At 72.0% G+C, this 20,425-nt stretch carries 16 protein-coding genes, 1 tRNA gene and 1 other RNA gene; 13 read left to right on the forward strand and 5 right to left on the reverse strand.

Features of this window, described 5'->3' with window-relative positions; all coding sequences use genetic code 11:
• Positions 1-31: 31 nt before the first annotated feature.
• A complete protein-coding gene (locus ACULK4_RS05285) occupies positions 32-2,236 on the forward strand; it encodes a N,N-dimethylformamidase beta subunit family domain-containing protein (protein ID WP_501043360.1) in 2,205 nt (734 codons plus the stop codon).
• 14 nt (positions 2,237-2,250) lie between these two features.
• On the opposite strand, the gene ACULK4_RS05290 is transcribed toward ACULK4_RS05285, so the two are convergent.
• The gene (locus ACULK4_RS05290) at positions 2,251-2,781 is read right to left on the reverse strand and encodes a hypothetical protein (RefSeq protein ID WP_445965699.1); all 531 of its coding nucleotides are present in this window, start codon (positions 2,779-2,781) and stop codon (positions 2,251-2,253) included.
• A gap of 257 nt (positions 2,782-3,038) precedes the next feature.
• Between ACULK4_RS05290 and ACULK4_RS05295 the strand changes: the two genes are divergently transcribed.
• Entirely contained in the window at positions 3,039-4,019 is a 981-nt protein-coding gene (locus tag ACULK4_RS05295; protein ID WP_445965698.1) for a patatin-like phospholipase family protein, read from the forward strand.
• Between the two features lie 279 nt (positions 4,020-4,298).
• Here the strand turns inward: ACULK4_RS05295 and ACULK4_RS05300 are convergent.
• Together ACULK4_RS05300 and ffs are read right to left on the reverse strand one after the other, a co-directional pair.
• Positions 4,299-4,383, reverse strand: a tRNA-Ser gene (locus ACULK4_RS05300).
• Positions 4,381-4,477: signal recognition particle sRNA small type (gene ffs / locus ACULK4_RS05305), an RNA gene on the reverse strand. Before ffs ends, ACULK4_RS05300 begins: the two co-directional genes overlap by 3 nt.
• 410 nt (positions 4,478-4,887) lie before the next feature.
• Between ffs and pta the strand changes: the two genes are divergently transcribed.
• The 4 genes from pta to ACULK4_RS05325 all read left to right on the forward strand — a co-directional run bounded on the left by pta (position 4,888) and on the right by ACULK4_RS05325 (position 10,388).
• Positions 4,888-7,053, forward strand: coding sequence for a phosphate acetyltransferase (gene pta, locus ACULK4_RS05310; protein ID WP_445965697.1), 2,166 nt, complete (start codon positions 4,888-4,890; stop codon positions 7,051-7,053).
• Positions 7,050-8,243 carry an acetate/propionate family kinase gene (locus tag ACULK4_RS05315; RefSeq protein ID WP_445965696.1) on the forward strand — a complete coding sequence of 398 codons (1,194 nt, stop codon included), beginning with the start codon at positions 7,050-7,052 and terminating at the stop codon, positions 8,241-8,243. The genes pta and ACULK4_RS05315 overlap by 4 nt, the downstream gene beginning before the upstream one ends.
• Before the next feature lie 166 nt (positions 8,244-8,409).
• Positions 8,410-9,003: an ArsR/SmtB family transcription factor gene (locus ACULK4_RS05320; RefSeq protein ID WP_445965695.1), complete on the forward strand. Its 594-nt coding sequence runs from the start codon at positions 8,410-8,412 to the stop codon at positions 9,001-9,003.
• Entirely contained in the window at positions 9,000-10,388 is a 1,389-nt protein-coding gene (locus tag ACULK4_RS05325; protein WP_445965694.1) for an MFS transporter, read from the forward strand. Before ACULK4_RS05320 ends, ACULK4_RS05325 begins: the two co-directional genes overlap by 4 nt.
• A gap of 16 nt (positions 10,389-10,404) precedes the next feature.
• Here ACULK4_RS05325 and ACULK4_RS05330 read toward each other — a convergent pair whose 3' ends face one another.
• Positions 10,405-10,839: a TraR/DksA family transcriptional regulator gene (locus ACULK4_RS05330; protein WP_445965693.1), complete on the reverse strand. Its 435-nt coding sequence runs from the start codon at positions 10,837-10,839 to the stop codon at positions 10,405-10,407.
• Positions 10,840-10,985: 146 nt separating this feature from the next.
• On the opposite strand from ACULK4_RS05330, the gene ACULK4_RS05335 reads away from it, so the two are divergent.
• The 3 genes from ACULK4_RS05335 to ACULK4_RS05345 all read left to right on the forward strand — a co-directional run bounded on the left by ACULK4_RS05335 (position 10,986) and on the right by ACULK4_RS05345 (position 14,515).
• A complete protein-coding gene (locus ACULK4_RS05335) occupies positions 10,986-13,382 on the forward strand; it encodes a DNA polymerase III subunit gamma and tau (RefSeq protein ID WP_445965692.1) in 2,397 nt (798 codons plus the stop codon).
• Between the two features lie 3 nt (positions 13,383-13,385).
• On the forward strand, positions 13,386-13,982 hold the full coding sequence (recR, locus tag ACULK4_RS05340) for a recombination mediator RecR (protein WP_445965691.1): 597 nt from the start codon (positions 13,386-13,388) through the stop codon (positions 13,980-13,982).
• Positions 13,983-14,161: 179 nt separating this feature from the next.
• A complete protein-coding gene (locus tag ACULK4_RS05345; RefSeq protein ID WP_445965690.1) occupies positions 14,162-14,515 on the forward strand; it encodes a nuclear transport factor 2 family protein in 354 nt (117 codons plus the stop codon).
• A gap of 35 nt (positions 14,516-14,550) precedes the next feature.
• Here ACULK4_RS05345 and ACULK4_RS05350 read toward each other — a convergent pair whose 3' ends face one another.
• Positions 14,551-15,045 (reverse strand): hypothetical protein, encoded by a 495-nt coding sequence (locus ACULK4_RS05350; protein ID WP_445965689.1) that lies wholly within the window; start codon positions 15,043-15,045, stop codon positions 14,551-14,553.
• A 160-nt stretch (positions 15,046-15,205) separates the two neighbouring features.
• Here ACULK4_RS05350 and ACULK4_RS05355 point away from each other — a divergent pair, with 160 nt between their 5' ends.
• The 4 genes from ACULK4_RS05355 (at position 15,206) to ACULK4_RS05370 (ending at position 20,211) form a co-directional block, all read left to right on the forward strand.
• Positions 15,206-16,480 (forward strand): aspartate kinase, encoded by a 1,275-nt coding sequence (locus ACULK4_RS05355; protein WP_445965688.1) that lies wholly within the window; start codon positions 15,206-15,208, stop codon positions 16,478-16,480.
• Positions 16,481-16,663: 183 nt separating this feature from the next.
• Complete coding sequence (locus ACULK4_RS05360) at positions 16,664-17,719, forward strand: aspartate-semialdehyde dehydrogenase (protein WP_445965687.1); 1,056 nt, start codon at positions 16,664-16,666, stop codon at positions 17,717-17,719.
• Between the two features lie 240 nt (positions 17,720-17,959).
• Positions 17,960-18,541, forward strand: coding sequence for a hypothetical protein (locus ACULK4_RS05365; RefSeq protein ID WP_445965686.1), 582 nt, complete (start codon positions 17,960-17,962; stop codon positions 18,539-18,541).
• 239 nt (positions 18,542-18,780) lie between these two features.
• The gene (locus ACULK4_RS05370; protein WP_501043377.1) at positions 18,781-20,211 is read left to right on the forward strand and encodes a malate:quinone oxidoreductase; all 1,431 of its coding nucleotides are present in this window, start codon (positions 18,781-18,783) and stop codon (positions 20,209-20,211) included.
• The last annotated feature ends 214 nt before the right edge of the window (positions 20,212-20,425 follow it).

Consider the following 20,425-nt stretch of genomic DNA (forward strand, 5'->3'; position numbering starts at 1 on the left):
CACGAGAGGTTCCGGGCCGAGCCGCCGCAGCGTGCTGCAGGCCGGCGCCGCGCTCGGCGCCGCTGCTCCGATCGTCGGGGGCACCGGACTCGGACTCGGACCCGGCGTCCCGGCGGCGGCCGCGCTCGCCGGGTACGACCCGAGGCAGCGGTTCATCCAGCTCATCGGCGGCGGCAACGGCGTCATCTACGCCCTCCAGGCAGACGGCAAGCTGCTCTGGTACCGGCACTCCGCCTGGTCGACCGTCGGCACGTCGTGGGCCTCCGGCAGCGGACGGCAGATCGGCAACGGCTGGGCCGGCTTCACGACCGTGCTCGGCGGCTCCAACGGCGTGATCTTCGCGTTGAAGCCCAACGGCGACCTGCTCTGGTACCGGTACGTGGTGACCAACTGGAGCACGGGCGCCGGCTACTGGGCTGCGCGGAGCGGGTCCAGGATCGGCACCGGGTTCACCACCTTCCCGAGGCTGTTCGGAGGGTACGACGGCATCATCTGGGGCGTCAGCGGCAACGGCGACCTCTACTACTACCGCTACCTCCGCACGGACGGCACCGTGGGGTCCGGCGCCTGGGTCGGCGGGAAGAAGGTCGGCAACGGCTGGAGCGCCATGAGCGACCTCGCGGCCGACTCGGCCGGCGTGATCTACGCCATGGCGGGCAGCCTCAGGTGGTACCGCTACGACGGCAGCAAGTGGGTCACGGGAAGTGGGCGCGTCATCGGCAACGGCTGGTCCGACGGCACGCAGAAGGCCGCGGTCTGCGCCGGTTCGGGCGCGCTCTACCGGGTCCAGCTCGACACGGGCTCGGTGGTGAACCTCGACGACAAGCTGCTCGCATACCGGCTCACCACCTGGACCAACGCGGGTACCTACGGCGGGTCCTGGTACAGCGGCTCCGGGCGGCAGGTCGGCACCGGGTTCACGATCGAGGCGACCGCCAACCTCCAGGGCTACGCGACCACCCTCGACGTGCGACAGGGTGGGACCGCGGCGGTCGCCGTGTCGACGAGCTTCGACACGTACCGGGCGTCGGTGGTGCGGCTCGCGCCGGGAGGCTCGCCGCAGACCGTGCGCGACGCCGTCACGCTCGCCGGCGGCATCCGCACCCTTCCCGCCGACTATCGATCGGCCGGCTGCCGGTGGCCGGAATCGCTGACGTTCGACGTCCCCGTCGACTGGCCGTCGGGCCTCTACGCGGTGCGGCTGCAGTCGACCGACGGACTCACGCGCGACGTCCCCTTCACGGTGCGTCCGGCCCAGCCGTCCGCGTCGGTCGCGGTGCTGCTCCCGACGCTCACCTACCGTTCGTACAACCACTGGGGCGGACACAACCAGTACACCGTCGGACAGGGCGGCACGCGCCGGACCATGTCGATGCTGGCGCCCCACGCGAGGGTGCCCGTGGACGCGACCGGTCGCCGCGATCACCTCTGGTACAGCGACCAGCTGCTGTTCCGCTGGATGTCGGCCCAGGGCATCGCCTACGACATGTTCGAGGACCAGGACCTGCACATCTCGAGCGAATGGCTCGACGACTACCAGGTGCTCGTGCTGCCGACGCACCCCGAGTACTGGACCGAGACGATGCGCACGAACCTGATCCGGTGGGTCGAGGGCGGCGGGCGCCTGCTCTACCTCGGCGGCAACGGCATCTACGAGCGCGTCACCTACGATGCCGCCGCGAACGCGGTCACCTTCCGTGCCGCCGACGGCAGCCGTGACGAGTACCGTCGCGCGGGCCTTCCCGAGTCGCAGATCTTCGGCATCGCATACGACCCGACCGTGTGGGGCAGCTACGCGCCCTTCAAGGTCAGCCGCGACCACGCGCTCTTCGCGGGCACGGGCCTCCGCGTGGGCGACACCTTCGGCGCGAGCGGCTACAACGGCCCGGCGAGCGGCTGGGAGGTCGACGGCCGACTGGGACTCGGCGGCGACGCCGCCGCCGACCAGGTCCTCGCGGAGGGACTGCATTCGAGGCCGTCGTCGATGGTCTTCATGGAGCGCCCGAACGGCGGCTTCGTCTTCAGCGCCGGCTCGCTCACCTTCGTCGGCGGACTGGACGCCGACAGCCGGATGTCGGCACTGCTGAAGAACGTGTTCGACCGCGCGATGCAGGTCAACGTCCAGCAGCTCGAGGAGGCGCCGGAGGAGGTCGTCCCGAAGACGGTCGAGCCCGCTCCGCCGGGCAAGCTCGGACGCGAGGGTGCGCTGCCGCAGGAGACGCCCCCGGCAGGCTGACGCGGCGGCGCACGTCAGTTCTGCGGCAGCCCGCGCCCCTCGAACCAGTAGAGGAGCCCGGGGTCGGTGCGCCGCAGTTCCGAGAGGGTGACGGGCTCGTTGCGCACGGCCTGCCCGGCGCCGAGCGCCGTCGCGACCGCTTCCATCGAGGCGTCATCCCAGAAGGTGCCGCGCATGCGGACCAGGCAGCGGCCCTCGCGGTCCACGACGAACAGCTGGTGCACGGTCTCGAGGGTGTCGCCGCGGTAGGTGTCGATTCGGAGCACTCCCGCGACGTCCTCGCGGGGCACGCGCTGGACGCGCCCGAAGAACCCGCACTCGACCAGTCCCAGCCGGCTCACCTCGATCCGCGTGCGGCGGTATCGGTGCAACGTGAGCGCGACCAGCCCGAGGAACACCAGCGCGCCGGCGACCGCCGCGGTGAGCGCGATCGGCCCCGGCGGCCGCAGCACCCAGGTCACGGTGACGAACAGCGGCAGGGCCAGCGCGAGCACGGGCAGCCCGATCGAGCGGGCGAGCGTGGGACGGGGTCTCAGGGTGAGCACCCTGAGACCCCGGTCCCCTGCCGACGTCGCACCGACGGACGAGTCCCCCGCGTCCCCACGCGTCGTGCTCATCGGTGCCGTTGACATCGAACCCCATGATCCGCCGATCCCTCGGGCGCCGCTATCGGCATTAAGGGGGACAGGTCTCGGAGGGCGTCCTCCGGTCAGGGCGAGCGCGAAGGTATGTTGGAGCCCAGGCGCGTCGCGGACGCCCGGGCCGATCGGGCCGGCGTCGCGGGTGAGGAGGATCCGTTCGGATGCCAGGCCCTGCACGAGTCGCGTTGGCGCTCGGTTCCGGTGGTGCCCGCGGCTACGCCCACATCGGCGTCATCCACGTGCTCGAGGAACGAGGCTACGAGATCGTCAGCGTCGCCGGCAGCTCGATGGGTGCCGCGGTCGGAGGCCTGTACGCGGCCGGGGTGCTCGGCGAGTACACCGAATGGGTTCGCACCCTCACCCAGCGCGACGTGCTGCGGCTGCTCGACCCGAAGCTCCGGGCGCCCGGCGCGATCCGCGCCGACAAGATCATGTCGCGGGTGAGCGAGCTGCTCGGCGGAGCACTGATCCAGGACCTGCCCATCGCGTACACGGCGGTGGCGACCGACCTCCTCGCGCGGAGAGAGGTGTGGTTCCAGGACGGGCCGGTCGACGTCGCGGTCCGCGCCTCGATCGCGCTTCCGAGCTTCATCACCCCGGTCATGCTGAACGGCAGGCTCCTCGCCGACGGCGGCCTCCTGAACCCGGTGCCGATCGCCCCGACCGCCGCCGCGCGGGCCGACCTCACGGTCGGGGTCGTCCTCTCCGGTGAGGCTCCCGTCGGCGGTGCTGCGACGCCGCAGCGGGAGTCGGCGCGGCCACAGCCGGTGGAGGAATGGTTCGAGCGCTTCCGCCGCACGGCGACGCAGGTGCTCGACCGCGACCTCGTTCGGTCGGTCACCAGCCGTTTCGGGGGTGCGCGGCGTTCGGAGCCGGTCACCGCCGCCTCGCAGGCGGTCGAGGAGGTCTTCGGCGAGCTGCCCGCGGGCATGGGGATGTTCGACGTGATGCAGCTGTCGCTCGAAGCGATGCAGGCGCTCGTCACCGACTACCGACTCGCCGGGTACCCGGCGGACGTCTACGTGACCGTGCCGAAGGCCGCCGCGCGCACGCTCGACTTCCACCGCGCCGATGAGCTCATCGCGCTCGGCAGGGAGCTCGCCATCGCCGCGCTCGACGAGGCGGGCCGGCCCGACGGGTGAGCCGGTCGGCGAGGGTGCGTCGAGCACCACTCGGGTCGGTCGGCGCAATGGCGGAGGATGGGAGACCCCGTCGGTCGGGCTCCGCCCTCCCTCCTCCTCGAATCGCAGCGTCCATTGACGCGAATGAGCGCCGAACCCTTCGGGCGCGGCGCTCATTCGCATCGGCGGAGGATGGGGGACCCCGTCGGTCGGGCTCCGCCCTCTCTCCTCCTCGAATCGCAGCGTCCATTGACGCAAAAGAGCGCCACACCCTTCGGGCGCGGCGCTCTTTCGCATCGGCGGAGGATGGGGGATTCGAACCCCCGAGGGCTTTCACCCAACACGCTTTCCAAGCGTGCGCCATAGGCCACTAGGCGAATCCTCCTGGGACCCCTCACGCACCCGCCAGAGCCCGGTTGCCCTTGCTGCGTTTCCGCCCTGGGGGAGTTGGCCTGGATGGCGCCACGTGAGGAGCCTCGGACAGTCTACCCGAGCGAGCGGTGCCCGCGAACCGCGCCGAGCCCGTGCCATCCGCTCGCCTCCTGTCGAAGGCGCAACGCCATCGAGCCACCCACCGTTTGCAGGAGAACCGGCGATCTGCAGGTCGAATCCCGTCAACCGGTCCGGCGAATCGCCCGATCTCCTGTAAGGGTGCGGTGGCTGCCGCGGCATCCGCCCGCGCCTTCCCGCCGAGCCACCTTCGGTCTACCGCAGAACCGTCGATCTGCAGGCCGGAATCCGCGGATCGATCCTGTGCATCGCCGGATCCCCTGCAAACGGCACGCCGAGCAGGCGCTGATGACGGATGCCGCGGGCCGGACGCCCCGCGTCGCGCACTCGCCCGGGATTCCCAGCGGGGCGTCCGACCCGGCCCAATAGGCTGGCTGGCGTGGCGCACAGCATCTACATCTGCTCCGCCGAGGGCAACACGGGCAAGTCGACCGTCGCGCTCGGCACGGTCGACACGCTGAGCCGCAGGGCGACGCGCGTCGGGGTGTTCCGGCCGATCGCGAGGTCGACGCAGGAGCGCGACTACGTGCTCGACCTGCTCCTCGCGCACGACGGCGTGATCGCGCTCGGGTACGACGAGGCGATCGGCGTGACCTACGAGGACGTCCACGCCGACCCCGAGGCGGCGCTCGCGACCATCGTCCGCAGGTTCAAGGCGATCGAGTCGCGGTGCGACGTGGTCGTCGTCATCGGATCCGACTACACGGATGTCGGCAGCCCGACCGAGCTCGCATACAACGCGCGCATCGCCGCGAACCTCGGCGCCCCGGTGCTCCTCGCGGTCGGCGGCCGGGTGCCGCAGGGCCGCGGCGCGAGCGAGCGGCTCGGCTACACCGACTCGCGGACTCCGGACGAGCTGGCGCAGCTCACCGAGCTCGCGGTCGAGGAGCTCGAGCGCGAGCACGCGACGCTCCTCGGCATCGTGGCGAACCGGGCCGACCCCGATCGGCTCGACGACGTCGTGGCTGCGCTGCGTGCGGCGGTCGGGCGGGCAGCGGATGCCGCGGCATCCGGTGGACGATCGACGCTGGATGCGGCATCCGTCGCCGTGTGGGCCGTGCCGGAGGACCCGTTCCTCGTCGCACCGTCGATGCGCAGCATCATGCACGCGGTCGGCGGCGAGCTGTACGCGGGCGACCCCGAGCTGCTCGAGCGCGAGGCGCTCGGCGCGGTGATCGCGGCCATGTCCATGGAGAACGTGCTGACCCGGCTCATCGAGGGCTCGGTCGTGGTGGTGCCGGGCGACCGCAGCGAGGTGCTGCTCGGGGTGCTCACCGCGCACGCGTCGGCGACCTTCCCGTCGATCTCGGGCATCGTGCTGAACGGCGGGTTCCCCGTCTCCGAGACGGTCGAGCGGCTCATCGAGGGCCTGAAGTCCGGGCTCCCGATCATCCGCACGCCGCTCACGACGTACGACACCGCGCTCGCGATCACGCACACACGCGGCCGGCTCGCGGCCGAGTCGCAGCGCAAGCGCGACACGGCGCTGGCCCTGTTCGAGAAGCACGTCGACGGGCACGAGCTGCTCGACCGGCTCGACGTGGCGCGCACCGACGTGGTCACGCCGCTCATGTTCGAGTACGGCCTGCTCGCCCGCGCCCGCGGGGTCCGCAAGCACATCGTGCTGCCCGAGGGGTACGACGACCGGGTGCTGCGTGCCGCGGCGACGCTGCTCGCACGCGATGTCGCCGAACTCACGATCCTGGGCGAGGAGATCGAGGTCCGCTCGCGTGCGATCGGGCTCGGCCTCGACATCTCGAAGGCCACGGTGCTGTCGAACCACGACCACGTGCTCGTGTACCGCTTCGCCGACGAGTACCAGCGCCGCCGCGCGCACAAGGGCATCTCGCTCGAGCAGGCCCGCGACACCGTGCAGGACGTCTCGTACTTCGGCACGATGATGGTCGAGCTCGGCCTGGCCGACGGCATGGTGTCGGGCGCGATGCACACCACGGCGCACACGATCCGGCCGGCGTTCGAGATCATCAAGACCAGGCCGGGCGTCGAGGTCGTCTCGAGCGTGTTCCTCATGGCGCTCGCCGACCGGGTGCTGGTGTACGGCGACTGCGCGATCGTGCCCGATCCGACGGCCGAGCAGCTCGCCGACATCGCGATCTCGTCGGCGCAGACCGCGGCGCAGTTCGGCATCGAGCCGCGCGTGGCGATGCTGTCGTACTCGACGGGCGAGTCGGGTTCGGGGGCGGATGTCGACAAGGTGCGCCTCGCGACCGAGCTGGTGCGCGAGCGTGCCCCCGAGCTGCCGGTGGCCGGGCCGATCCAGTACGACGCGGCCGCCGACGCCGCGGTGGCGCGCACCAAGATGCCCGAGTCGGATGTCGCGGGGCGGGCGACGGTGTTCGTGTTCCCCGACCTCAACACGGGCAACAACACGTACAAGGCCGTGCAGCGCTCGGCGGGCGCGGTGGCGATCGGGCCGGTGCTGCAGGGACTGCGGAAGCCTGTGAACGACCTCTCGCGCGGCGCGCTCGTGCAGGACATCGTGAACACGGTCGCGATCACGGCGATCCAGGCGGCCGCGTCGTGAGCGACGTCCTCGTCGTCAACTCCGGCTCGTCGTCGATGAAGTACCAGCTCGTCGACGTCGACGCGGGTGAGGCCCTCGCGACCGGCCTCATCGAGCGCATCGGCCGGCCTTCGGGGCGAGCGACGCACACGGATGCCGCCGGGCGCGAGTTCCGCGACGAGCTCGAGGTGCCCGACCACGACGCCGCCTTCGCGTGGATGCTGCGTGCCTTCGACGAGCACGGGCCGTCGCTCGACGCTCACGCGCCCGTCGCCGTCGGGCACCGCGTGGTGCAGGGCGGTGCTCGCTTCTTCGAGCCGACCGTGATCACCGAGCTGGTGAAGATCAACATCGACGAGCTGTCGGTGCTCGCGCCGCTGCACAACCCGGCGAACCTCGCGGGGATCGTCGCGGCGGAGCACGCGTTCCCCGCGGTGCCGCACGTGGCCGTGTTCGACACGGCGTTCCACCAGACGATGCCGCCTCCGGCCTACACGTACGCGATCGATGCGGAGGTCGCCGCGAAGCACCGGGTCCGGCGCTACGGGTTCCACGGCACGTCGCACCGGTTCGTGTCGCACGCCGCCGCGGAGTTCCTCGGCCGACCGGTCGAGGAGCTCAAGCTCATCGTGCTGCACCTCGGCAATGGCGCGTCCGCGTGCGCGGTCGATGGGGGGCGGTCGGTCGAGACGAGCATGGGCATGACGCCGCTCGAGGGGCTCGTGATGGGCACGCGCTCGGGCGACCTCGACCCGGCGGTGCTGCTGCACCTGCAGCGCCGGGCGGGCCTCGACGTCGACGGCGTCGACGACCTGCTCAACAAGCGCAGCGGCATCCTGGGCCTCGGCGGCCACGGCGACATGCGCGACCTCGTCGCCGCGGCCGAGTCGGGCGACGAGCGGGCGGCCCTCGCGCTCGACGTCTACGCTCACCGCATCCGCTCGTACGTGGGTGCGTACGCGGCGCAGCTGGGCCGGGTCGACGCGATCGTGTTCACCGCCGGCGTCGGCGAGAACGCGGCCCCGGTGCGCGAGCGCGCGCTGGCCGGCCTCGGGGGCTTCGGCGTCGAGGTCGATGCCGCGCGCAACGCCGAGCGGGGCGGTGGCGCCCGCCGGATCTCGTCGGACGGCGCGCGCGTCGACGTGCTCGTCGTGCCGACGAACGAGGAGCTCGAGATCGCGCGGCAGACCCTCGAGGTCGTCGCGGGCTGACGCGGCATCCGCTGCCCGTGCGCCCGGTTCGGTCGAGTCCGTCGATCCGTCGCGGATGGGGGAGCCCAGCCGCCATGCCGGGACGTCTCGCGCGGTCGCGCATTCCACAAGACCTATTGCACAAGAACCATTGCACAATATTTCTTGTGCATCTACCATCGTCCCCATGGACGACGAGCGCCCCACCCCGCCCGGCTCGAGGCTCGACCTGCGCGACGCCGGAGCCCTGCGCGCGATGGCCCACCCCGCCCGCCTGCGCATCATCGGCATGCTGCGCGCCGACGGGCCCGCCACGGTCGGCGCGCTCGCCGAGCGCCTGGGCGAGGCGCCCGGGTCGGTCAGCTACCACCTGGCGACCCTCGCCAAGCACGGGTTCGTCGAAGAGGCCCCCGAGCTCGCACGCGATCGCCGCGAGCGGTGGTGGCGCGCCGCACACGAGATGACGCACTGGGAGACGACGGACTTCCTCGACGACCCGGAAGGATACGACGCGGCGAGCGCCATGCGTCGCGCGGTGCTCGAGTCGTACCACCGCGAGCTGCTGGCCGCCCTCGACGCCGAACCGTCGCTCGAGCGCGAGTGGGTCGCCGCGTCCGAGTCGTCGGACGGGTTCTTCCACCTCACGGCCGACGAGATGCGCGACTTCGCCGCCGAGCTCGACGCGGTCGCCGAGCGGTGGCGCGATCGGGGCCGCGACCCCCACGACGGCTCGCGCGGCATCCGCTACATGACCCACGTCTTCCCGAGGACCGGCGCATGAACGACCACGGCACGGATGCCACGTCCTTCGTGCAGCCCGCGACCGGCCCTCGCCGCCGCATCCCGCTCATCGCGCTCTTCGCCGCGCAGCTGTTCTCGCTCGGCGGCAACGCCATCGCGCTCGTCGCGATCCCGATCATCGTGCTGCAGCAGACCGGGTCGCCGCTCGCGGCGGGCGTGGCGGGCATCTTCGCGACGGTGCCCCTCGTGATCGGCGGGGCCCTCGGCGGGGTGCTCGTCGACCGGTTCGGGTACCGCGCGTCGAGCATCGCGGCCGACGTCGCGAGCGGCGTCACCGTGCTCGCGATCCCGTTGCTGGATGCCGCAGGGCTGCTCTCCTTCGGCGCCCTGCTCGCGCTCGTCTTCCTGGGCGGCCTGCTCGACGCACCGGGCGACACCGCGAAGACCGTGCTCATGCCCGACCTCGCCGCGCTGGCGCGGACGCCGCTCGCCCGAGCGGCGGGGGCCCAGTCGGCGGTGCAGCGCACCGCGACGATGGTGGGCGCCGGGGTCGCGGGTGCGCTCGTCGCGCTGGCCGGGCCGATGACGGCGCTCGTGGCGGATGCCGCGGGCTTCGCCGTCTCCGCACTGCTCGTCGCGCTCCTCGTCCCGCGGCCCGGCGCGCTCCGGGCGGGCGCGCACGCGGCCGCGGTCGATGCGGAGGACGGCTCCGCGGAGGCGACCCGGGCGGAGGAGACCGCAGGGTCGAGCGTGCAGGCGTTCGTCGCCGGCATCCGCTTCATCATGCGGACCCCGCTCGCACGGGGCGTCGTGCTGCTCGTCACGCTGACGAACGCGATCGACGCCGCGGGACTGACCGTGCTGAAGCCGGTGTACGCATCGCAGGTCCTCGGCGATCCCGCGACGCTCGGGTTCATGGTCGGGTGCTTCGCCGCGGGCGCGCTGACCGGATCCGCGCTGTTCGGGGCGATCGGGCATCGCGCGTCAGGTCGCACGATGTTCGCCGCGTGCTTCGTCCTCGCCGGTGCGCCGCCGTACGCCGCCATGGCACTCGGGGCGCCCGCCGAGCTGCTCTTCCCCGTCCTCGCGTTCTCCGGCCTCGCGGCGGGCGCGATCAACCCCATGATCTCGACGGCGCTGTACGGCGTGGTCCCCGACGGCATGCGGGCCCGGGTGTTCGGGGCGCTCACGGCCGGAGTGGCGGCGTCGATGCCGGTGGGCGCCATCCTCGCGGGCGTGCTGGTGGAGGCGCTCGGCCCGACTCCGGTGCTGGCGGGCGCGGCCGTGCTCTACGCGGTGCTCGGTGCGAGCCCGCTCGTGCTGCGGTCGTTCGACGGTCTGTCGGGGGCGGCCCGCGCCGCGGCATCCGTCGCCCCTGAACCCGCCCGGGAGGAGCACGCGGCCCCGGCCGGCTCCGCGCGGTGACGAGCCGCGGCGGGCGTCAGCGCACCTTGCGCGCGCAGTCGATGCAGAGCGTCGCGGTCGGCCTCGCCTCGAGTCGGCCGACGGTGATCTTCTGGCCGCACCGCTCGCACACGCCGTAGGTGCCGTCGTCGATGCGGGCGAGCGCCCGGTCGACGTCGACGAGCTCGTGCTCGACGTCGTGCAGCACCGCGGTGCGCTGCGACCACTCCTGGCTCATGGTCGGGCCGTCGGGGTCGTGCTCGTCGTCGACGGAGCCGTCGGATCTCGCCTCGCGCACGGCCGTGATGCCCTCGCTCTGCTCGGCGAGTCGTTCCTCGGCCTCCTGGCGCTCGGCGAGCAGCAGCTCCCGGAAGCGCTCGAGTTGCTCCGCGCTGCGGATCCCCGTCACGTGACCACCTCCACCGTCGTCGATGGGGCGAGCGGATGCCGCGGCCGCCCCGATGCGGTCCATCGATCCTATGCCCGCCCGGGGACACGGGCGCCGTTCCACGCCGCGGCGCGCCCTCGCGTCGCGGACGGCGGGGCATCGCAGGCCCCCGTCTCGCGAGCGCTCGTCGGACCGGCCGCGGTGTCGGACGGCGCGACTAGCATTGACCCGTGGTCACCGCCCTCTACCGCCGATACCGGCCCGAGACCTTCGCCGAGATGATCGGCCAGTCGCAGGTCACCGAGCCGCTGATGACCGCGCTCCGCACCGACCGCGTGAACCACGCGTACCTCTTCAGCGGCCCGCGCGGCTGCGGCAAGACGACCTCGGCGCGCATCCTCGCGCGGTGCCTCAACTGCGCCGAGGGACCGACCGACACCCCGTGCGGCACGTGCCCGAGCTGCGTCGAGCTGTCGCGTGCAGGCGGCGGCTCGCTCGACGTGGTCGAGATCGACGCCGCGAGCCACAACGGCGTCGACGACGCGCGCGACCTCCGCGAGCGCGCGGTGTTCGCCCCGGCCCGAGACCGGTACAAGATCTTCATCCTCGACGAGGCGCACATGGTGACGCCGCAGGGGTTCAACGCGCTGCTGAAGCTCGTCGAAGAGCCGCCCGAGCACGTGAAGTTCATCTTCGCGACGACCGAGCCCGACAAGGTGCTCGGCACCATCCGCTCGCGCACGCATCACTACCCGTTCCGGCTCGTGCCGCCGGCGCCCATGCTCGACTACGTGCAGCAGCTGTGCGACGACGAGGGCGTGACCGTCGAGCCGGGCGTGCTGTCGCTCGTCGTGCGCGCCGGCGGCGGCTCGCCGCGTGACACGCTGTCGCTGCTCGACCAGCTCATCGCCGGATCCGAGGGTTCGACCGTCGGGTACGAGCGCGCCGTCGCACTGCTCGGCTACACGCACGGCGCCCTGCTCGACGAGGTGGTCGACGCGATCGGCGCGGCCGACGCCGCAGGCGCGTTCGCCGCGGCCGATCGGGTCATGCAGACCGGCCAAGACCCTCGGCGCTTCGTGGAAGACCTGCTCGAGCGGCTCCGCGACCTCATCGTCGTCGCCGCGACCTCGCCCGAGTCGGCGGCCGCCGTGTTGCGCGGCGTGCCGGCCGACGAGCTCACTCGCATGGCCGCCCAGGCGTCGGCCTTCGGCGCCGCCGAGCTCTCGCGCGTGGCCGACCTCGTCAACCAGACCCTCACCGAGATGACCGGCGCCACGTCGCCGAGGCTGCACCTCGAGCTCATGCTCGCCCGGGTGCTCGTGCCCGCGAGCGACGAGACCGAACGGGGTGCGCTGGCCCGCGTCGAGCGGCTCGAGCGTCGCGTGGGCGTGACGGATGCCGCGGGCCCGTCTGCCGCCGCGCCGGCACCGGCCACGCCGGTGCGTGCGCCTGATGCCGCCGCGGCACCCGCGGCACCCGAGGCGGTCGACCAGGCGTCGGCCGCCGCGCCGTCGGCGCCGACTCGGGCGGCATCCGCGCCGGCTGATGCCGCTGCGGCTGCGAGTGCGCCGCCCATGCCGGTCCCGCCGTCGGAGCCGTCCGCGTCGGTCGCGACCGGCGCGCCGGCCGGAGCGTCCGTCGCGGAACCTGCTGCGCGCCCGCTGCCCGTCGGCCCGCTCACAGTCGAGCAGGTCCGCGACGCGTGGCCCGAGATCCTCGGCGTGCTCGAGCGCACCAAGCGCACGGCATGGATGGCGGCGCTCACCGCCAAGGTCATCGACTACCGCTCCGACGACTCCGTGCTCGTGCTCGGCTTCCCCAGCCAGAACGATGTGAAGGAACTGCGCGGCGGCACCGGAACCCAGAGTCCGGCCGAGCTGTTGCGACGGGCGATCGCCGAGGTGCTGGGCGTCCAGGTCAAGTTCGTCCCGCGCGTGATGGGCGAGCAGACGCCGCCTCCGTCCGCAGTCGACCGTCCCGTAGCCGACCGCCCAGCAGACGAGGGTCCTGCAGGCGGAGCGGATGCGCCGGGCGAGGCGGACGCTCCAGCTCCAGCAGCTTCCGGCACATCCGCGGCCGGCGCCGACCCGTCGGCTGCCACGGCACCGCGGAGTGGCACGGACGCGCCGCGGTCAGCCGCGACGCGGTCGGCCTCGGCCTCGACTGCGCCGACGACCGCGGGCGCGGCGGGCCCGGTCGACTCGTGGGCGACCGTCGCGATCCCGGCCTCCGACCCGACCGTCGACGTGACCGCAGGGGCATCGCCCGGCGCAGGTGCGGCTCGCGCCCCCGGGCGCAGCACGGCATCGTCGACCGCGCTCGCCGACCGACCGGTCCCTCCGAGCGCCGCCCCCGTCGACGAGGTGCCGCCGCCCGATGACGCCGACGCGCCTCCGCCCGACGACGAGCCCGTGTTCGATCCCGGTCCCGAGGCGGTGGTCGAAGCTCCGCCCGCAGCTGCGCCGACGGCGCGTGCTCCGCGCCGGCCCGCAGCCACGGCATCCCCGGGCGGTGCCGCCCCGATCCAGCGTTACGGCGAGGCGGTCGTGCGCGACCTGCTCGGCGCGACGTTCCTCGAAGAGGTCGAGGCGCCGCCCGCCGCACGGTTCGGCGAGCGGGGGTAGCGCGTGTACGAGGGCATCGTCCAAGAACTGATCGACGAGCTCGGCCGGCTTCCGGGCATCGGGCCGAAGTCGGCGCAGCGGATCGCGTTCCACATCGTGCAGACCGAGCAGTTCGACGTATCGCGCCTCGCGGAGATCCTGACCGAGGTGCGCGACAAGGTGAAGTTCTGCGAGATCTGCGGCAACGTCGCCGAGGAGGCGACCTGCTCCATCTGCCGCGACCCTCGCCGCGACGCGTCGCTCATCTGCGTCGTCGAGGAGGCGAAGGACGTCGTCGCGATCGAGCGCACGCGCGAGTTCCGCGGGCTCTACCACGTGCTGGGCGGCGCGATCAGCCCGATCGACGGCATCGGCCCTGACGAGCTCCGCATCCGCCAGCTGATGCAGCGCCTCGCCGACGGCACCGTCAGCGAGGTCATCATCGCGACCGACCCGAACCTCGAGGGCGAGGCGACCGCGACCTACCTCAGCCGCCTGCTCACGACGCTCGAGATCCGCGTCACCCGCCTCGCCTCCGGGCTCCCGGTCGGCGGCGACCTCGAGTACGCCGACGAGGTCACCCTCGGCCGCGCCTTCGAGGGCCGCCGCGTCGTCGGCTGACGCCCGTCGGCTCACGCCCTCGCCGGGTTCACAGGAGGTGCCGCGATTCGCCGGTCGGCCGGCGCGGATCCGTCCTGTGGATCGTCGGCTCTCCTGTCAACCGGCGAGGGGTGCACCCCGTTCGACCGAGTCGCGAGACCCCATTGACGCCCGGGGGCCACGCCGATAGAACGGACCACATGAGCGCAGGCAGTGACTGGGTCGAGGGGTACGTCCGAGCGTGGGAGACCAACGACCCCGACGACATCGCCGCGATCTTCACGGATGACGCGGTGTACGAGTTCAGCCCGGACGACCCCGACGCCCTCCGCGGCCGCGAGGCGATCATCGCCGGCTGGATCGACTCCAAGGACGAGCCCGACGACTGGGACTTCGACTGGGAGGTCCTCGTCGAGACCGACGACCTCGTCGTCGTGCAGGGCCGCACCGACTACCCCGCGTCGAAGCTCTACGACAACCTGTGGGTCATCCGCCTGGCCCCGGACGGCAGGGCGACCCGCTTCACCGAGTGGTACATGGAACGCGACCGCTGACGCGTCGCCGGCGGCGGCTCAGCGCGCCGCGGTACTCATCGCAGCACCTCGACGAGCACCACCCATGCGATGACGATCGCGACGGCGACCGCGAGCACCGCGCCGAAGGCGATCGCGAGCAGTCCGGCTTCGGGCCGGCCCACGAGCACGAGCGCCGCACCGACCAGGTACGCCGCGATCGGCAGGAGGCCGAGCAGGCTCCGCGCCGCGCGCGCCGAGGCGGTTCCGTAGCGTTCGCGCGCGATCGCGCGCATGGCTGCAGCCTGGAACGCGCCGGCGCCGAGCGCCGCCACGACCACCTCGACGCCGTAGGCCGCCATCGGCTGGCCCGGCATCAGTCCGAACGCCGCGACCACGAGCACGAGCACCAGGGCGGCGACCGCAGCGCCCGCCCGGGCAGGCAGGGCGGGCGACGCCATGATGGCCTGGATGTTCACCGACATCGCCACGATGAGCAGGCCGGCGAGCGCCGCCGCGGCGCCGACCATCGCGACGTTGAAGTCGGTCCACCCCTCGAGCGCCTCCGCCATGGCCGCACTCTATCGGCGATGCGACGACCCGGCGATGCGGCGACGACGGCGACGCGGCGGTCGTCACATGGCAGGCCCGCAATGCCGCCCGCCGTATGATGGACGTTCCGGCGCCGGGTGAATGCTTCCCCGGCCCAGACACACCCCCGGGAGCGTCCACGTGAGCTTGATCGTGCAGAAATACGGCGGATCGTCCGTCGCCGATGCGGAGAGCATCAAGCGGGTCGCGAAGCGCATCGTCGACACCCGCAAGGCGGGCAACGACGTCGTCGTCGCGGTCTCCGCGATGGGCGACACGACCGACGAGCTGCTCGATCTCGCGCACGAGGTCAGCCCCCTCCCTGCCCCCCGCGAGCTCGACATGCTCCTGACGTCGGGCGAGCGCATCTCGATGGCGCTGCTCGCGATGGCGATCAAGAGCATGGGCGTCGAGGCGCGCTCGTTCACGGGCAGCCAGGCCGGCATGATCACGGATGCCACGCACGGCGCCGCCCGCATCGTCGAGGTCACCCCGGTCCGCCTCCGCGAGGCGCTCGACGACGGCGCGATCGTCATCGTCGCCGGCTTCCAGGGATTCAGCCGCGAGTCCCGCGACATCACGACGCTCGGCCGCGGCGGCAGCGACACGACGGCGGTCGCGCTCGCGGCGGCGCTCGACGCCGACGTGTGCGAGATCTACACCGACGTCGACGGCGTCTTCACCTCCGACCCGCGCGTGGTGACGAAGGCCCGCAAGCTCGACCGCATCACCAGCGAGGAGATGCTCGAGCTCGCGGCATCCGGCGCCAAGGTGCTGCACATCAGGGCAGTCGAGTACGCGCGGCGTCACGGCGTCACGCTGCACGTGCGCTCGTCGTTCAACAACAGCGAGGGGACCGTCGTCTACGACCCCGAGCGCCTTCCCGAAGGAGAAGCTGTGGAAGAGTCCGTCATCGCCGGAGTCGCGGTGGACCTGTCGCAGGTCAAGGTCACGGTCGTCGGCGTGCCCGACGTGCCCGGCGCCGCCGCGAAGATCTTCAAGATCGTCGCGAACACGAACGCGAACGTCGACATGATCGTCCAGAACGTCTCGGCGGCGGCCACCGGCCGCACCGACATCTCGTTCACGGTGCCGAAGTCCGACGGCGAGCGCGCGCTCAAGGCGCTCTCCGAGGCGCAGGAGGCGCTCGGGTTCCAGTCGCTGCAGTACGACGACCAGATCGGCAAGCTGTCCCTGGTGGGCGCCGCGATGCGCTCGGCGACGGGCATCTCGGCGAAGCTGTTCGAGGCGCTGTACGACGCCGGCATCAACATCGAGATGATCTCGACGTCCGAGATCCGCATCTCGGTCGTGACGCGTGCCGACTCGGTGAACGACGCTGCGCGCGCGGTGCATTCCGCGTTCGAGCTCGACGGCGACGCCGACGCGGTCGTCTACGCGGGCACGGGCCGCTAGGCCCGAGGCGAGCGGATGCCGCCAGGCCCGAGACGAGCGGATGCCGCGCCGCCGGCTCGCACGCGTCATCCGTCACCGACTGCCGGTTTACAGGAGAACCCTGCCAATACAGGACCATCGGGCACCCCGGATCCTGCACATCGCCGGATCTCCTGAATACTTGAAGCCACGAGAGGGAGCACCATGCCACACGGAGTGAACATCGGCGTCGTCGGCGCCACCGGACAGGTCGGCGCGGTCGTGCGCCGCCTCCTCGAGGAGCGCGACTTCCCGGTCGAGTCGATCCGCTACTTCGCCTCGGCCCGCTCGGCGGGCACGACGCTGCCGTTCCGCGGCGAGGACGTCGTCGTCGAGGACGCCTCGACGGCCGACCCCACGGGTCTCGACATCGCGATCTTCTCGGCGGGCGCGACGCTGTCGAAGGCGCAGGCGCCCCGCTTCGCGGCGGCCGGCGTCACGGTCATCGACAACTCGAGCGGATGGCGCATGGACCCCGAGGTCCCGCTCGTGGTGAGCGAGGTCAACCCGCACGCCATCGCCGAGGCGAAGAAGGGCATCATCGCCAACCCGAACTGCACGACCATGGCCGCGATGCCGGTGCTGAAGGTGCTGCACGACGAGGCGGGCCTCGAGCGACTCATGGTCTCGACGTACCAGGCGGTGTCGGGCGCCGGGCTCGCGGGCGGCGAGGAGCTGCTCGAGCAGGCGAAGGCCGCCGTCGAGCAGGACGCCATCGGTCTGGTGCACGACGGCACCGCCGTGACCATGCCGGAGCCGCAGAAGTTCCCCCGCCCGATCGCGTTCGACGTGATCCCGCTCGCGGGCTCGATCGTCGACGACGGCGACTTCGAGACCGACGAGGAGAAGAAGCTCCGCAACGAGAGCCGCAAGATCCTCGAGCTGCCGGGCCTCCGCGTCGCGGGCACGTGCGTGCGCGTGCCGGTCTTCACCGGCCACTCGCTGTCGATCCACGCCGAGTTCGCGAACGACATCACGCCCGAGCGCGCGACCGAGCTGCTCGCCGAGGCGCCGGGGGTGCAGCTCAGCGACATCCCCACACCGCTGCAGGCCGCCGGCAACGACCCGAGCTACGTCGGCCGCATCCGCCGCGACCAGTCGGCGCCCGAGGGCCGCGGCCTGGTGCTCTTCGTCTCGAACGACAACCTGCGCAAGGGCGCCGCGCTGAACGCGGTGCAGATCGCGGAGCTCGTCGCGGCCGACCTGCCGGCGCGGGTCTGAGGCGTCGCCGGGCTGCGCATCTTCGGATGTCGCAGCCCGGCGCTGTCACGATGCGTGATCGAAACGTGACCGGATAGCCCTGATGGGTCCCCATTCGGGGGACTGTCCCCGGTTGCAAGTGCCCCTAGGCTTTGCCCTGACCGTCCGTTGGTGTTCGGCGGAGATCCCCCACCCGCCGAGCTCGCCCTGCCCGCTGGCCGGCCGACAATCCGAGACCAACTCACCGCCAGGAGCCCCCACATGAAGTCAACCCGCGTGCTCACTGCTGCGCTGCTGCTCGGCGGCGGCGCCGCCCTGTTCGCCGCTGCCCCCGCCTACGCCGCGAACGTCCCGACCGACCCGCCCGCCGGCGCGCCCACCCAGAAGTGCGCCGAGCTCGACTCGGGGAAGAGCACCGACGGAGCCTACGGCGAGGACGAGCTGATCACCGCGCCCGAGGGGTACGTCATCACCATGTTCTGCGTGAAGTCCGGCTCCGAGAACCAGGAGGATGGCGGACCGGAGTACTACCTGGTCCAGCCGCCGACGAACTCCGTCACCATCGCGCACTCGACCGGCAAGGACATCAGCCACTTCTCGTTCTCGTACGAGAAGGTCACCACCCCGCCCGTGACCACCCCGCCGGTCACCACCCCGCCGCACACCACGCCGGTCGAGACCACCCCGGTGAAGACCACGCCGGCCGGTGGCGGCGACGGTGAGGGCAAGGAACTCGCCGAGACCGGCTTCGACAACGGCTGGCTGCTCTTCGCGGGCCTCGGCGCGATCGCCCTCGGCGGCGCCATCGCCGGTCCGCGCATCGCGGCCGCCAAGCGTCGCTGAGCCGCCTGACGGATCCCGGACGGCCCGTCCCGCTTTCATGCGGGGCGGGCCGTCCGCCTGTTCGGGCAGTGGGGTGCCGGGGCCGTGCCGGCTGCGGCATCCGTCGCCGTCGGGGGACGACCCCAGCTGGTGCGGCTGAGCCTGTGACGGCTGGTCAAACCGCACATCCGCGCGCACATACACTGGAACCCGTGAATTCCGAGGAGACCGTCGACGTCGTGCTGATCGGCGGGGGCATCATGAGCGCCACGCTCGGCTCCCTGCTCTCGAGGCTGCAGCCCGATTGGAGCATCCGCGTCTACGAGCGCCTCGGTCGCGTCGCGCAGGAGTCCTCGAACCCGTGGAACAACGCGGGCACCGGCCACGCGGCACTCTGCGAGCTGAACTACATGCCCGAGGCTCCCGACGGCAGCGTCAGTGCCTCGAAGGCCGTGCAGATCAACGAGCAGTTCCAGGTGAGCCGCCAGTACTGGGCGCACCTCGTCGAAGAGGGCGCGCTGCCCGACCCGAAGAGCTTCATCAACTCCACGCCGCACATGACATTCGTGCGTGGCAAGGCCAACATCGAGTACCTGAAGAAGCGCGTGAAGGCGCTCGAGGGCCAGCCGCTGTTCGCCGGCATGGAGTACACCGAGGACCTCGACACGATCGCGTCGTGGGCGCCGCTGCTGGCGAAGAAGCGCAACCCCAAGGCGAAGGTCGCTGCGACCCGCATCGAATCCGGTACGGATGTCGACTACGGGGCGCTCACGGTCCAGCTGCTGCGCGACCTCGAGTCGCGCGGCGCATCGATCGCGACCGACCACCAGGTCACCTGGCTGGATCGCCAGGACGACGGCACGTGGAAGCTCCGCATCCGCAACCTCGTTGGCAACACCCCCGAGACCGTGCGCGCGCGCTTCGTGTTCGTCGGCGCGGGCGGCGGCGCACTGGCGCTGCTGCAGCACTCGGGAATCCCCGAGATCAAGGGGTACGGCGGCTTCCCGATCTCCGGGCAGTTCCTGCGCACGAAGAACCCGAAGCTCGTCGCGCAGCACCAGGCGAAGGTCTACGGCAAGGCCGCAGTGGGCGCCCCGCCCATGTCGGTGCCGCACCTCGACACGCGCGTGGTCGACGGCGAGGCGTCGCTGCTGTTCGGCCCGTACGCCGGCTTCACGCCCAAGTTCCTCAAGTCGAGCACGTGGTTCGACCTGCCGTTCTCGATCCGCGGGCACAACCTGGGCCCGATGCTGCAGGTCGGCCTCCGCAACTTCGACCTCGTGAAGTACCTCGTCTCCGAGCTGCTCGCGTCGCGCGAGAAGAAGATGGCGGCGCTGCGCGAGTTCATGCCGACGGCGAAGTCCGAGGACTGGGAGCTCATCACGGCCGGCCAGCGCGTGCAGGTCATGAAGAAGGACCCGGAGAAGGGCGGCATCCTGCAGTTCGGCACCGAGGTGATCTCGGGCGCCGACGGCACGATCGCCGGCCTGCTCGGTGCGTCGCCGGGCGCGTCGGTGTCGGTGCCGGTGATGCTCGAGGTGATGGGCAGGTGCTTCCCCGACCGCATGGGGGAGTGGGAGCCGAAGCTGCGTGAGATGATCCCGTCGCTCGGCACGACGCTCTCCGACGACCCGGATGCCGCGGCGGCCTCGCTCGCGCGCACCGCGGCCGCGTTGCAGCTCACCGCGTAGCGCCCCTGCGGGCCGAGGAGGGCGCTCGCGCCCGTCTCGAGACCTGACCCGGTCTCGATACGGGCTTCGCGTCCTACTCGACCAACAGATCGCTACTCGACCAACAGTGGACGTGTCTGCTACAGTCGACCCCGCTATGAAGTGAGCACATCCCATCGTCCCGCGCCCGAGGCGCCGTTGACACCGGGGTGTGCTCCTTCCACTGATCGCGACA

The sequence above is a fragment of the Agromyces selenitireducens genome, assembly GCF_052748465.2.

Excerpts from the sequence above, each read along its gene's own strand:
- ACULK4_RS05320 (WP_445965695.1), top strand. The coding sequence starts at position 8,410 with ATGGACGACGAGCGCCCCACCCCGCCCGGCTCGAGGCTCGACCTGCGC.
- ACULK4_RS05345 (WP_445965690.1), top strand. The coding sequence starts at position 14,162 with ATGAGCGCAGGCAGTGACTGGGTCGAGGGGTACGTCCGAGCGTGGGAG.
- ACULK4_RS05295 (WP_445965698.1), top strand. The coding sequence starts at position 3,039 with ATGCCAGGCCCTGCACGAGTCGCGTTGGCGCTCGGTTCCGGTGGTGCC.
- ACULK4_RS05365 (WP_445965686.1), top strand. The coding sequence starts at position 17,960 with ATGAAGTCAACCCGCGTGCTCACTGCTGCGCTGCTGCTCGGCGGCGGC.
- ACULK4_RS05370 (WP_501043377.1), top strand. The coding sequence starts at position 18,781 with ATGAGCGCCACGCTCGGCTCCCTGCTCTCGAGGCTGCAGCCCGATTGG.
- ACULK4_RS05350 (WP_445965689.1), bottom strand. The coding sequence starts at position 15,045 with ATGGCGGAGGCGCTCGAGGGGTGGACCGACTTCAACGTCGCGATGGTC.
- ACULK4_RS05325 (WP_445965694.1), top strand. The coding sequence starts at position 9,000 with ATGAACGACCACGGCACGGATGCCACGTCCTTCGTGCAGCCCGCGACC.
- ACULK4_RS05360 (WP_445965687.1), top strand. The coding sequence starts at position 16,664 with ATGCCACACGGAGTGAACATCGGCGTCGTCGGCGCCACCGGACAGGTC.
- ACULK4_RS05330 (WP_445965693.1), bottom strand. The coding sequence starts at position 10,839 with ATGGACCGCATCGGGGCGGCCGCGGCATCCGCTCGCCCCATCGACGAC.